The following is a 13772-nucleotide window of genomic DNA, read 5'->3' on the forward strand; positions in this document are numbered from 1 at the left end:
CGGGTAGCTTAACGAGGCGTGTTCTGGGCCTCAAAGATTCGGCGCGGGGGTCTGGGGCAAACCGAAATCGTTGCGTAAGTTATATCCTACATATAATCTAAAATCAAAGTATATTTTAGCTAACTTCCAAGATTCAGGTTTTCACTCGCGTTGATAACATCTATCGCAAGTTCCGCCAGTTTGCGGCGCTGGCTGCGCGCAGTTTTGCGTAACAGCTCAAAGGCTGCCTTGCGTCCAAGCCGGTATTGCACCATGGTGATACCGATCGCAATGCTGATCTCACGTTCACTGTTGAGAGCGTTCTGCAACTGCTGCCCAGTCACCCGCAAACCTTTAAGCTCTGAGGCGCGGGCCAGAGCGGCCTCAATCGCCGGTACCAATTGCCGCGTATCGACCGGCTTCACCAGGTAGCCCAGCGCACCGCAGGCGGCCGCTTGCTCAACGATCTGTTGATCACTGTAGGCGGTCAACAGCATAAAAGGAATATCGTCGAATGAATACAGCCGCTCCGCCAGTTCCAGCCCGCTCCTGCCGGGCATACTAACATCAAGAATGGCCAGGTCCGGCCGCTCTCCACCTGCCAGCAGAGCTTCGGCCTCGTCCACGGATTCTGCGGTATTGACGTTATAACCGGCTCTGGACAGCCCTTGGGCAACGGTCGCCAGCACCAGTCGTTCGTCGTCGACCAATAAAAGGCTTTGTTGTCTGTTATTGTTGGAGTTCATGGACCGGTTCCTGTTGAATAACGGGCTCATCCAAGCCCAGCGTGGTAACGACAATCTCACCCTGTTGTGCCCAAGCCAATCTAGCGCCTGCTCGCGGTAATAACGCCCCGACCAATTGTAAGCCGGTGCCAAAGGCCGTTGTATCCTCCAAGCCGAATCCGGGCGGGATCAGGCCGGTATTGCGGATGGTCACCCGAACCGGGTCCGGGTATGGTTGATGACTGAGCATGATTCCGACATGCCCCTCTATCCCGCCATGTTTGAGCGCATTCCAGATCAGCTCGTTCAATACCAGCGCCAAAGGTACCGCTTCCTCTTCGGTAATAATATAAGGCATCCAGCCATCGGCAATGTCGACAATAACGGGCTTTTTCCATATCGACTCAACGCCTGCCGCTATGGCTCCAGTCAGCTCACATACCCGTACCAATGAGGTGACTGCACGCCCTTGCAATCCATGGATGACCGAAATGCTCTGCACTTGGCTGATAGCCTGATGAACAGGATCGCTCACCTCGGGATGCGTTTGCGCAAACTGGTACATTATACCTGTGATGCCTTGCAGGCTATTATTAATACGATGATGCACGATACGCACCAGGGCATTACGATGTGCGGCCTCGTTGAGCAGGCGCTGCTGTTCATGCAGCTTACTGTTGGTGGCATCGGTAATATTGCCGACGTAATGAGTGACCTGCCCGGTCTCATCCTTGACGGCCGTAATCATGACCTGTCCCGGATAATCTTCGCCTTTTTTACGCCGCTGCCACAATTCGCCCTGCCATACCCCCGTGCGCTGGGCTTCACCCCTGATCGCGTCATAAAAAGAGGGCGGGTGCCGGTCTGACCTGAAAACAGCTATTGTTTTTCCCTGAACTTCCTGTTGGAAGTAACCTGTAAGCTGTGTGAAAGCCTGATTTGCCCGCAAAATTTCCCAATTTGCACCCATCACCACGATTCCCTCCTGGCATTCGAACGCAATGGCGGCTATGCGCAACTGCTCTTCCGCTTGCTTACGGGTCGTGATGTCCATATGCGTGATGACCGCACTGCCCTGTGCAATATCTCCCATAGGCGTAACGCTCATGCTGAACCAGCGTTGTTGCTGTGGTGAATGACATGGATATTCCAGGCTGAAGCAGGGCAAACGGCCATCCAGCACGGCCCGAATGCCATCGTAGGCTTCCATCGCGCCCTCTGCCGAACAATCTGTACCTGCTGCCTCGCAGATGGCCAGATAATTGGCTCCGACATCTGTGTTTACTACCGGCATGCAGGAGTTGTCAGTATTTTCCAGCGCAAAACGCCGCCAAGGCTCGTTGACCGCCAAGATTACGCCATCGTGGTCCAATACGGCTATTTCGGCAACAACTGAATTCAGGATGGCTTGCTTAAAAACTTCATTCTCTTTCAGCACCGCCTCTGCTTTTTTACGATGATCGATATTTTCTATAACCGCAACAAAGTAATCCGGAACGCCATCGGAATGACGGATCAACTTTACCGATAAATTGCCCCAAACGAATCCGCCGTCTTTACGCAGATACTTTTTTTCCACATTGAAGCCGGTAATCTCGCCCGCCAGGGTTTGCCGTATCTTATCGGCACCGGACTGGCAATAATCGGGATGTGTCACTTGTATAAATGTCATGGTCAGAAGCTCATTACGGCTGTAACCGACCAAATCGCAGAATCCTTGATTAACTTCTAAAAAACGGCCATCAAACGATACATTAACAACGCCGACAGGGGCACCCTCGAAAGTAGAACGAAAACGCTCCTCGCTTTGCGCTAAAGCCGCAGTGCGTTCATCCACCAGCTGCCGGAGCAGACTTCCGCGACCGGAGATTACCAGTGCGAATGCGCTGCCCATGCTGGTCAGCAACAGGCCAACCAATAAAATCAGCCATGCATTATCCGAGCGATGATAGGCAAAATAATCCTGTGAAGGCACGATCTCAAACAACCATTGGCGGCCGCCGATCGGCATGACTAAACGGCTCACAAGAGAAACGTTTGTTCCGAAAAGCCCCTTTTCCAGCAGGACAAGCGGCTTTAGCTGCTTCTGATCGCTGGAAAAAATTAATTGCTCTCCAGCCGGAGCTCCCTGATCAATAAGCCTGTACGACAGTCTTTCGGGATTCAGGTCTTTGAGTGCGGCAGTCACGATGTCTTCGCCCCTGAATACCGCAACCGTATAACCTGAAATAGTGTTACGCCGCTCTTCCACCGTCTGATGCGTCAAGCCTTTACGGTAAAGAGGCATAAACGCGATAACGCCATACTGATCTCCGCGTTCCTGAACTAATGTAATTCTGGCAGTCGTGGCGATTTCCCCGCTATCTCTCGCCCTATCAATAGCTTCACGTCGCAACGCATCGGAATACACATCGTAACCCAATGCGGTTTCATTGCCCCTGTAAGGCTCGATAAAACCGACCGGGACATATTCCGGGCGGCTCGCAGCGGGCACAAGCTGTTTGCCGAGATTCCGTTCTGTGAACTGAAAGTTTAGGTAGCCTTCGTTTCGAACGCTACGTTCGAATGCATCCCGTTCGGATGACAGAATATGGGGATTCCATCCCAGCGCCTGAATTCCTTTGAAATTATCGAGTGAATGAGCAACGAAGATTCGGAAGCTTTCCCTATCGACCGTTGCCGAAGCCGAATAGAAACTGCCGAGAGCACGTAATATGTTTAAGTGCGTCGAAATCGACTTTTCCAATGCGACACCCAGCTCCGCAGACTGCTGATCGAACTCATGCTTTAACCGATCACTGTTGTTTTGAGCCTCATAAAAAACCGCGGCCGTTGTCAGTGCAAACATCGCGATAACGGGAAGGGTTATTGCCATGCGCCTATTGCGCCAAAGCTCGCCGGGCTGTTGCGCCCAGACCAAGACAAGCGGGCTAAAAATAAACACCCCTAACGCATCCCCCATCCACCAGGTCCCCCAATTGGCCGGAAAACTTACAGCCGGAACCCGCCCTGCAGCGACGAGCGTCGAGACTGCGATAGTCGAATTGACCAGGGTGCTTAAGAGTCCGCCGAAAAGAAAGAGTCGAAAGACTTCTTTTTCTCTGGTCAGCGAGTTTGGAAAACCGGTAAAGCGCCTGACTAAATAAGCGCCTACGACAGCTTGTAAGCTTGCTCCGCCGCCGATAGCCAATGTAGCAGCGACTGATATTAGCGTTTCCGAAGCAGAGCCGGTCCCTAATGCGGTCGAGAGGTTAACCAGATAAGAGCCTAGCAGGATACCCGGCCAAACCCGGTATCCGTATATCAGAATGCCCGCCAACGCGATACCGGAAGGCGGCCAGATGGCCGTTGCATAACCAGGAGGAATAGCTAAAAAAGTACCGAGTTTACCGGTTATAAAATAAGCGGCAGTCAGGCCCAGAAGTTGAAGCACCCAAGCATAAGATCGAACCGATAGGTTCGCGGCTAAAAATAAAGAGCCGGGCTTGTGGTTATCTTTGGACATATGAATTTAACTTTGATTTTTTGCTCGATTATACCCGGATAACTTCAAAGTTCGACAGCCATGCATGTCCATTGATCCGGAAAACAGTCAAACAGCATCAACCCGTCTCAAATGACTCAATCTACAACGGTAATCGGGCACGGCTGTGGTTGGTGAATCAGTGGCCGCAAAAGCTGTCAATGATGTTGGCTTATAAGTAGTTGTGCGGATTTATCATGATTCATAAACAAGAGATACTTCGATTATGAATTTTTACAAGTTGTGTTGGATCGCTATACAAAAAACCGGTAAATACTCGACGATATAGACATGCCAAAAAACGGGATCCCGGCAAGTCAACTCCAAGGCTGTTTTCGGTAGCGCAAAAACTGACAATATATCTTAATAAACCTTAAGTTATGGCAGCGTGATTGACTATGACACGCCGGACGCATGCGAAAATATCCAGTGCGGCTGGAGTGCCGGACTGCAAGCGCTAAATCAAAGCACTTAGGAGTTAATGATGCGATGGGACGTGAACCTCGCTGGGTTTTACCCGGTTTGGCCGTTGGTTTTTCTGTTGCTCTCCAGTTGCATGGTCGGACCGGACTATGTTCGTCCAGCTACCGAAACGGCTAGCCAATGGTTGGAAGCAGAGGACAAGCGGCTTAAAACGACCTCTACCCATGATCAAAAGTGGTGGAAAACATTCAATGACCCGATTCTGGACCGGTTAATTGATCACGCCTACCGCGAAAATCTCAACATCCGCATAACCGGAGTACGCGTTCTCGAAGCCCGCGCTCAACTGGGCGTCGCGATCGGGGATCTCTATCCGCAAAACCAGCAATTAACCGGCTCGCTAAACAAAGTGCACCTCAGCGAACGCGCCTCGCAAGCCGCTTTCTCCCGGATATTCGATTACGCCCAAACCCAGCTGGGGTTGACCGCCAGTTGGGAAATTGATTTTTGGGGAAAGTTCCGCCGCGCCATTGAATCGGCGGATGCCGGGTTTCAGGCGGCAGTGGCCGATTATAACAACGCACTGGTTAGTCTCACTGCCGATGTAGCCACGGCTTACGTCACTATCCGAACGCTGGAAAAACGCTTGAGCATTGCCCGGCAGAATGTCGAGACCCAAAAGGAAAGCCTGAATATTGCAGAAATCCGCTATAACGGCGGCACAACCTCGGAGCGCGATGTCGAACAGGCCAGAACAGTGCTGGCAAACACACAGGCCTCCATCCCTACCCTGGAAATCGGGCTACGCCAGCAACAGAATGCGCTTAGCGTTCTATTGGGTATGCCGCCCAGCCGAATGAACGAATTGCTGGCCGGGACCGCGCAAATCCCGGCACCTCCGGCAAAAGTAGCCGTGGGCATACCCGCCGAACTGCTGCGGCGTCGGCCCGACGTCCGCCATGCTGAATGGCAGGCAGCCGCTCAATCCGCCAGCATTGGCGTAACCAAGGCCGCTCTCTATCCCGCACTTTCACTCACCGGCACTTTCGGCTTGCTATCCAGCGATGTCGGCTCGTTTGCTCTGGGCGATGTTTTTTTGTGGAAAAGCCGCACCGCCAACTTCGGTCCGGCGCTGCAATGGAACATCTTCAATTACGGCCAAATTACCAATCAGGTGCGGGTGCAGGACGCACGGCTACAGGAGTTGTTAATCAGCTATCAAAATACGGTGCTCAGCGCTCAGCGAGAAGTGGAAGACAACCTGGTGGCGTTTTTACGCTCCCAGGAACGCGCCCAATTGCTGGGAGAAAGCACCGCAGCCGCCCAGCGCTCGCTGGATCTGGCAACCTTACAATACCGGCAGGGCATTACCGATTTCACCACCGTGCTGACGGCCCAGCAGGCGCTGTTAAGCGAACAGGATAATCTCGCCAGCACATTGGGCGACATCTCCAATAATCTGGTCGGCGTGTACCGGGCGCTGGGCGGCGGCTGGCAGATTCGGGAAGGTAATGATGTCGTGCCTGATTCGATCAAGGAGCAGATGGCCATACGTACCGATTGGGGCGGCCTGTTGACGCCTGCCGCCCAACCGTCGCCGGACACTCAAACACCGACCGGCGTCAGTTGGCCGCGATGGTGAGGATGGGGCGAAGAGTTATGATGAGGCAAAACATTGCATGGTTGATGTGGATAATCACGGTTTTTAGCGCAGGCTGTGAACAAAAAAATGCCTACGCGCCTCCGCCGCCGCCACAAGTCACGGTGAGTCAGCCCGTTCGCCAACAAGTCAGCGAATATCTGGAATTTACCGGAAACACCCAGGCTATTAACTCAGTCCAGTTAGTCGCACGAGTACAAGGCTACCTGGAAAAAGTCTTCTTTCATGATGGCGATCGAGTAAAAACAGGCCAGCCGTTATTTTTGATTCAACAGGATACTTATCAGGCCCGGTTGAAGCAGGCAGAGGCCCAAGTGCTTCAACAAAAAGCCAGCCTTGATCATGCGCAAACCGAATTGGACCGGTTCAGCGGGCTGGTGCGGCAACACGCGGCTGCCCAGACCGATGTCGATAACTGGCGCTTCGAACGTGATAACGCGAGAGCTGCTGTGGTGGCTGCCGAGGCCAATCGGGATCTGGCTAAACTGGACCTGGATTACACCAAGGTCGTCGCGCCTTTCAACGGGCGTATCGACCGTCGGCTCAAGGACCCGGGCAATCTTGTCGGCGCCGGTGAGTTTACCCCACTGGCCCAGATCAATCAGACTGATCCCATCTATGTCTACTTTACGATCAACGAGACCGACCTGCTGAGAGTTATCAGACAAACCAAAGTCGAGCCGGGCGAGGCCGAGAAAATGAAGATACCGGCTACGCTCGCGCTATCCGGCGAAGAAGGCTATCCGCATGCCGGATTCCTCGATTTCACGGCGATTTCGGTGACGCCGACGACAGGCACTTTACTGTTGCGCGCCAGTTATCCCAATGCCAACAGCACGATCTTGCCGGGACTGTTTGCCCGGGTGCGGGTTCTTGTGCTCAATTCGGAAAAAATGGCGTTACTGGTACCGGAAGCAGCTATTGGTTATGACCAGTTGGGCTCATACCTGCTGGTTGTGAACGACAAAAACGTGGTTGAGCGCCGGCCGATCAAGCTTGGCGTTCGATCGGGCGATGACCGGGTCATCGAAGAGGGAATTAGCGATCAGGACTGGGTGATTATGACGGGGCTTTTACATGCAATTCCCGGCAATACAGTAAACCCGATTCGAAAGCCTCTTACCAAAGCCGATGGCGGCGATTCTTCTGCCCCGGCTGAAAAGGGGAAACCCGCACCATGACAATCTCCCAATATTTCATCGAAAGACCGATTTTCGCCAATGTCATCGCGCTGATCACGATTATTCTGGGCATAGTTTGCTTTATGAACCTGCCTGTGGCGCAATATCCGCCGATTGTGCCCCCGACCATTCAGGTCACTACGCGTTATCCGGGCGCCAGCGCCGAGGTGGTTGCTAATACAGTAGGCATCCCGATCGAGCAAGCGGTCAATGGCGTGGAGAATTCTCTGTATATGTTATCGACCAGCGCCAGCGACGGCAGTTACACCTTAACAATCACTTTCAATGTAGGAACCGATCTTAATACCTCAACGGCGCTGGTGCAGAACCTGGTTAACAGTGCTTTGCCTCAACTTCCCGCCTCGGTTCAACCGCAAGGTGTCACAGTAAAAAAAGTGTCAACGGATATCTTGTTGGTGGTGGGATTGTATTCGGAAGACGACCGGTTTGATGATACCTATCTGTCCAACTACGCGGTGATCAATTTACAAAACCCGTTGGCGCGTTTGCCCGGTGTCGGTCAAATTGCGGTACGGGGTGCCGGGCCTTACAGCATGAGGGTCTGGCTGAACCCGGAAAAGCTTCGCTATTTCAATTTGACGACTCAGGATGTAGCCAACGCCATCCAGAGCCAAAACCTGCAAGTGGCCGCAGGACAGCTGGGCGGTCCTCCGGTTCCCACAAACCAGACTTTTCAGTTTACCGTCAACGCGATGGGCCGCTTAGAGGATGTCGGGCAGTTCGAGAATATCGTTATCAAAAGCACGCGCGAGGAGTCGGCGCAAATCGTGCGTATTCGCGACGTCGCCCGCGTCGAGCTCAATCGGCAGAGCTACAGTAACTTTTCCCAATCCAGCGGTCACAAGGCGACCGTGATGCCGGTGTTTACGTTGCCCGGCGCCAACGCACTTGACGTAGCGAAGGAAGTTAAAAGCGCCATGGCGGCTATGAGTAAGGATTTTCCGCCCGGACTGAGTTACGAAATTCACTACGACACCACGAAGTTTGTCAGTAGCGCTATACACGATGTCTACATAACCTTGTTCGAGGCCGGCGTACTGGTGCTCATCGTCGTTGTGGTATTTTTACAGAGTTGGCGCGCCACGCTGGTACCGGCGACGACCGTTCCGGTCACATTGATTGGTGCGTTTGCGGCGATGTCCCTGCTTGGCTTCGGTATAAATCTGTTGACACTGTTCGCGCTGATTCTGGCGATTGGCATCGTCGTGGACGATGCTATTGTTATCGTCGAAAACGCCTCGTTTCATATCGAACAGGGCATGGCTCCGAAAGAAGCGACGATTAAAGCGATGCAGGAAATCACCGGGCCGATAATGGGGATTACCCTGGTGCTGACTTCCGTATTTCTACCGGCCGCCTTCCTTCCCGGCATCACCGGCCAGCTGTTCCGCCAGTTCGCTTTGGTCATCGCGTCCACGGCTATCATCAGCGCGATCAATGCGTTGACGCTTAAACCGGCCCAATGCGCCCTATGGCTGCGCCCGGTCCAGGACAAGAAAGTCAACTGGTTTTTCCGGGGCTTTAACAAGGGTTATGGTTTTATTGAAAGCGCTTACGTACGCCTGGTTACCTGGATGGTACAACGCGCCATTGTGATGCTCCTGCTGTATCTGCTGATAATCGTTCTCAGTGCGTGGAAGTTTGCCTACCATCCAACCGGATTTTTACCCACAGAAGATCAGGGCTATGCAATTGTTATTACCCAGCTTCCGGACGCTTCTTCGCAGCCTCGAGTGATTGCGACGACCAAGTCGATTAATGAGATTCTTAAAAAAACCCGAGGCGTGGAAGCCTGGGTAACCATCGGCGGACTGTCGATACTGGACAACGCCAACGTCTCCAACATCGTTACCACCTTTATTGTTTTTGACGACTGGGACAAACGAGGGAAGGAATTGAACCAGGACATTATTACCGCTAATCTGCGCCGAGACCTAACCGCTATAGAGGAATCCAGGTCCCTGGTTTTGATTCCTCCCCCGATTCGCGGACTGGGCCAAGGCGGCGGTTTCCAGTTGATGATCGAAGACCGTCAAAGCCTGGGGCTTACCGAGTTACAAAAAGCTGTCAACGAGGTTATCCGCGCCGGCAGTTCGCAGTCCGGTTTGCGGAATTTGATCTCTACTTTCAATGCGCGTAACCCGCAGCTTTTCCTTGATATTGACCGGACCAAGGTGGAGTCGCTGAATATTCCGCTGAATAACGTGTTTGCGACGTTGCAGGCTTATCTGGGGTCGTCTTTTATTAATCTGTTTAACAAATTCAACCAGGTGTTCCAGGTTTATATTCAGGCCGATGCGTCATTCCGTGCGCAGCCGGAAGACATCAAGAATCTTTATGTCCGGAATGGGCAGAACGAGATGGTACCGTTAGGAACCCTGCTGGAAGTTAAGCGGACGTTAGGTTCTGAGCTGGTGCTACGCTACAACCTTTACCCGGCGGCACAAATATACGGTGCTTCTGCCCCGGGATTCAGTTCCGGGCAAGCCCTGAGTTTGATGGAACAAGTGGCTGATAAAACCTTGCCCAAAGGAATAAGTTACGACTGGACCGCGACGTCCTTCCAGGAAAAGCAGGTCGGCAATCAAGCCTACTTCATTTACGCGCTGTCGATCACTCTGGTATTTATGGTACTCGCGGCTTTGTACGAAAGCTGGACCAGCCCGTTGGCGGTGGTACTGGTTGTGCCGATGGCTTTGGTGGGCGTCCTTTTGGCTTTAATGTTGCGGGGTTTCGATAATAATCTTTATACGCAGGTCGGATTGATTTTAATGATCGGTCTGGCTTGCAAGAATGCGATCCTTATTGTCGAGTTTGCCAGGCAACTGCAAGCCGAAGGAAAATCCGTTCAGGAGGCTGCGATAGAGGCCACCCGCCGTCGATTCCGGCCGATTGTGATGACGTCGTTTGCTTTTATTCTGGGTGTCGTGCCTTTGCTCGGTGCTTCGGGAGCGGGCGCGGCCAGCCAGCAGGCCATCGGTACCGTGGTTTTCGGCGGCATGCTGTCTTCAACGCTATTGGCAATTCCATTCGTACCCGTGCTTTATGTGATAACACAACGGTTGGCGGCTTGGGCAACGGACCTTATAAGCCGTAAATCAACCCGGCAGACGAAATAAATCGTGCGGACTGAAAGAAGTGTGAGTTGTAGATTACGAATATTCCCAAAGTCCGCTTCGGTTTCTTATCTATTCAAGAATGAAATTACAGCAAGTTATCTTAGCTTAAGCCATTAACAGTCATCATCAGCCGATGACGTCGCATGTTTGGCATATTATGAATGCTTGCTTCGCTGATCAGCATGAAAATACCCTTGCCGCCGCATATATCTTTTATGAGCCCGCAGTGCAAGCCGACAGAGACGCTCCTTAAAGCCTACGCAAACATACAGCTTGTTATTCTCAGCCATAATCATATCGTTAATGCTGTCGTATAACTTACAAGCTTCTTTAATCAATTCTCTTTCCATCCTGTTTATTTGTCCGCACAAATGTTTGTTCGTATTTGAGCCGCTAATGCCGGAAGAAACTGTTTTAGCGGCCCATATTTCTTTTTGATTATTGAAATTTAATCCGATACACATAGATAAAAAAAACCTCTACAACGAAGAAAAAATCTATACGTGGAAGCTACTCAATGAACATCACTCATCGCCTTTATTCGGCTTTCAGACGGCGTTTATATCTATAAAAAGCTTTACAGCTCAGAAAATATAAACGTGCCCTATTCTCTGAACAATCTGAAACTCTATAACTTTGAGCTCTAATATTGTCGTAAAGCGCGAAGGCTTGCTTGGTCAGCTCTTTAGTTGCCATAGTGTCAGTTCCTCCTGTTTCGCAAAAATCATCATTCTGTGAGGATTACACACTAAGCCAAATAACGAGAGATTGGTATATCGTAAAATACCTAAATGTTTATAAACATTCAGGACATGGCAACCTTTGCGACCTTTGATTTTTTTATGGCATTTACGTATGAAAAAAGCGGGAGAATGAAAGTTTGCCTGGGCTGAATTGCCAAAACAAACTTTCAGTAAGAATTCCTCCTGCTTTTAACTATGCCATTAGGCAGAACAGATTACTTTAGGACAGGCGTAGTGACCATTGTCGACATAAAGTTTGCAACCTGAGGAGCCGTGTAGTTTACCGATTTAACTTGGTCCGAACTGCGAGCCGTGTCGGTTTCAGCATAACCGCAAGGCTGACCGGCACATTTTGTAGACAATAGAGGCGTACTAAAATACATCAAAACAGGCTGTTTATAACTCATGATTGTGCCGAAAGTACCTTGAACTCCCCAAGCGTAAGAATAATTAAATACGCCGGTAAAACTACTGTATTCACGATCATGCACCAAGCCCAGGCTGTGCCCAATCTCATGTGTAAAAGTATTGATACCGCAATAGTAACCTGTGAGCGCATCTTTAGAGCTGCCATCGCTTACAGTGCCGTAACCCAACCATTTGTTAGCCAGACTGGATTGTGCGAACTCAACGTAAGTTGTACCGCAAGAGCCGGCAGTTTGCGCATACAAAGGCCTGAATAAGAACACCAGGTCGGCGCCATATTGCACACGTTTTTGGCTTATACCGGCAAAAGCGCCAACATCATTAGCTAAGTCGGACAACGCTTGCGAATTGTTATTACTTTCAACGTAAGCAGTCGGTTCAGTGTAGACCAGCCTCAATTTCATATTGATACCCGAGTCTACATAAGCTTGATTGCTGGCTGTCACCAGTAAGGTGAGGCGTTGCTTGGCATAGTCAGCCGTTTGCGCCCCAGTCGTATACACAACCATCAAATCTACCACCGGCGTATCTGTTGCCGCAGGCGTCGCGCCAGTACCTGTACCGGAAGCAACAGGCGTTACCGGAGTAGCTTGAGCATCACTCAGGGCTTTTACCGCCAGGTCGTAGTTTTTCTGTGCTTTAGCCGCCGCAGCTTTAGCGGCAGTTAAGCGGCTATTTACTGCGTTAACATTATTTGTTGCGGTTTGGTTCGCATTAAAAGCCACGATATAGGCATTTTTAGCTGCAATTAATGCAACATACGAGGCATTCACCGCAGCTTGGTTCGCGGAGCTTGGTCTAGCTCTATATGCAGCAAACGCCATGTTGTATGCATTTTGCGCCGTATCGCGTTTGACTATTGCTGCATTATACGTAGCCTGAACAGTTTTTAGCTGGGTTTGATAACTATTCAGTTGGGAAGTGTACTGCGCTACTAAAGCATTTGCGGCATCAAGCGTTTTTTTAGCGTTATTAACGGCTGTTTGCAACTGGTCGATTTGAGCTTGAGTGGCGTTCATCGTGATAGCATCCATCATAGCCTCAGATGGCGTAGCTAAGTCACCGTCAAAGCCCGCGTGTTGCAACTTGCTGGTATCAACAAGATAGGTGCCGGTGTTATCGGACTCGATATTGTAGGTTCCATCGGGCGTGGTAACTATGCCCATCGCACCGCCTGCACCTTGGGACAAAAATACACGGTAACCTTCACCTTCGTCGGACAAATGCCCCACCCAGGTTTTGCTGCCGTCATCCTCATTCACGGTATGATCATGGGCGACATTAAACTGCCCCATAGGCAAATCCAACGCAATAGTTGAACCGTCCTTGACTTTCATCATCGTATTGACCGGTAAATCAACGGCAGTGACTGAACCGGCAGGAAAGTTTTTATATTTTTCCGGAAGCGTTTTCAGCCTGGGCTCAATAACGATAATGTCATCAGCCGCTGCGGTAATAGTTTTAGCAGTAACCGTATCGGCCCCGTCATTATTGCGGCCGGAAATAATGACGGTTTTGATCGCACCTTTATCTTGAATGGCAGTGAAGTTGTAGTTAACCAGCAAAGACCGGACAGCAATGTCCCAGTTCTCGGCAGCAATCGACTGGCTAACGACATCTTTACCGAGATCGGTGTTGACCTTAAAAGTAATACCGGATCGTTGGGCAACCTGAGCCAATGTGTCGACAAGCGACTTTCCGCGGATAGCCTGGTATACCGCTGACGGCTTAACTTTAATCAGATCAGCGGATGGATGAACATCGGCGTAAGACATAGCTGTTGAAAAGGCAGCTGCAATAGATGCGGCCATTACGGCTTTTTTTACAATGTTATGTGTTTTCAAATCGGCCACCTTTATAAAATGAGTCATTCAACCAAGTCTCTTGCCCAGTAAGCCAGACATTTTAGATCCGAATAATTAAGATTTATTTAAAACGTCAACCAAAACTTTAATTATTTGGCCTGAAATTC

The 13772-nt window shown here is 50.8% G+C and carries 7 protein-coding genes; 3 read left to right on the forward strand and 4 right to left on the reverse strand.

Annotated elements, in window-relative coordinates:
• Positions 1 to 119 precede the first annotated feature (119 nt).
• Together V7051_RS00295 and V7051_RS00300 are read right to left on the reverse strand one after the other, a co-directional pair.
• Positions 120 to 725 carry an ANTAR domain-containing response regulator gene (locus tag V7051_RS00295; protein WP_333872879.1) on the reverse strand — a complete coding sequence of 202 codons (606 nt, stop codon included), beginning with the start codon at positions 723 to 725 and terminating at the stop codon, positions 120 to 122.
• The gene (locus V7051_RS00300; RefSeq protein WP_333872880.1) at positions 709 to 4209 is read right to left on the reverse strand and encodes a CHASE domain-containing protein; all 3501 of its coding nucleotides are present in this window, start codon (positions 4207 to 4209) and stop codon (positions 709 to 711) included. Before V7051_RS00300 ends, V7051_RS00295 begins: the two co-directional genes overlap by 17 nt.
• Before the next feature lie 499 nt (positions 4210 to 4708).
• On the opposite strand from V7051_RS00300, the gene V7051_RS00305 reads away from it, so the two are divergent.
• From V7051_RS00305 to V7051_RS00315, 3 genes are read left to right on the forward strand one after another with little or no spacing between them, the layout of a single operon-like run.
• Complete coding sequence (locus tag V7051_RS00305; RefSeq protein WP_333872881.1) at positions 4709 to 6292, forward strand: efflux transporter outer membrane subunit; 1584 nt, start codon at positions 4709 to 4711, stop codon at positions 6290 to 6292.
• A 17-nt stretch (positions 6293 to 6309) separates the two neighbouring features.
• On the forward strand, positions 6310 to 7491 hold the full coding sequence (locus V7051_RS00310; RefSeq protein ID WP_333872882.1) for an efflux RND transporter periplasmic adaptor subunit: 1182 nt from the start codon (positions 6310 to 6312) through the stop codon (positions 7489 to 7491).
• Positions 7488 to 10631: an efflux RND transporter permease subunit gene (locus tag V7051_RS00315; RefSeq protein ID WP_333872883.1), complete on the forward strand. Its 3144-nt coding sequence runs from the start codon at positions 7488 to 7490 to the stop codon at positions 10629 to 10631. Before V7051_RS00310 ends, V7051_RS00315 begins: the two co-directional genes overlap by 4 nt.
• Before the next feature lie 537 nt (positions 10632 to 11168).
• Here the strand turns inward: V7051_RS00315 and V7051_RS00320 are convergent.
• Together V7051_RS00320 and V7051_RS00325 are read right to left on the reverse strand one after the other, a co-directional pair.
• Positions 11169 to 11327 (reverse strand): hypothetical protein, encoded by a 159-nt coding sequence (locus V7051_RS00320; RefSeq protein WP_333872884.1) that lies wholly within the window; start codon positions 11325 to 11327, stop codon positions 11169 to 11171.
• A 262-nt stretch (positions 11328 to 11589) separates the two neighbouring features.
• A complete protein-coding gene (locus tag V7051_RS00325; RefSeq protein WP_334181097.1) occupies positions 11590 to 13644 on the reverse strand; it encodes a reprolysin-like metallopeptidase in 2055 nt (684 codons plus the stop codon).
• Positions 13645 to 13772: the final 128 nt, after the last annotated feature.

Source organism: Methylobacter sp. (genome assembly GCF_036845245.1).
Classification (GTDB): Bacteria; Pseudomonadota; Gammaproteobacteria; order Methylococcales; family Methylomonadaceae; genus Methylobacter_A.